The sequence below is a fragment of the Treponema endosymbiont of Eucomonympha sp. genome (assembly GCF_001028545.1).
In genome coordinates this window covers 1-643 of the sequence record NZ_BBPW01000393.1, presented here as the reverse complement: position 1 = coordinate 643, position 643 = coordinate 1, and the positions used below count along the sequence as shown (strand labels likewise).

1 pseudogene is annotated in these 643 nt (G+C 60.0%); it reads right to left on the bottom strand.

Going from position 1 to position 643, the window contains the following annotated elements:
• Positions 1-233 precede the first annotated feature (233 nt).
• Positions 234-643: pseudogene (locus tag AWU74_RS11980) on the bottom strand (mannitol dehydrogenase family protein); the annotation flags it as partial.

Genomic DNA, 643 nt, shown 5'->3' with positions numbered 1-643 from the left:
CCCTCAAGCGCTGGCGGGGAATTGCCACGCGCTACGCAAAGCTCACCGCTTCCTTCATCGCCGCCATTCATGTCAGGTGTTTATTCCTCTATCTTCCAGTCCACACTACCCAGACAGGCGAATGGAAAAACAGCGGGGCAAAACCTGCAAGTTGCGTGTCCTGTTTGGCCTATATGCTATGCCCACCTCCGAGTTTTTCAGAAAACTCGGTCGTTACCCGCGCTCTGCACGGGCTACGTCAAGTATTTGTTCAGCACCGCGAGCGCCGTTTGCGGTCCCGCAATGAGTTCCGCAAACATCGCCTCGACTTTTTCCGCCACCTTCGTCTCGTACAAATCGACACCGAACAGCGCCGCGTTCGACAGAATCGGCTTGAGCCTGCCCGCCGCAGAAGTCGGCTCGCCGAAGCGGATTCCCCGCATTAAGCCGCGGAGCGTCTCCAGCATAGGGTCGGCGCTGAGTTCAAGCGGCTTGCCGTCGTCGTCGACCGCCAGAAGGTAGCGGAGCCAGCCCGCTATTGCCAGCGATATTCCGCACAGTGCCCCCGTGTCCCGCTTTTCGCGCATATAGGCTGTTATCCTCCCGCCGAAGCGTATCGGCACCTTCTGCGACGTGTCGGGCGCAACGCGCTGCGGGGTGTCGG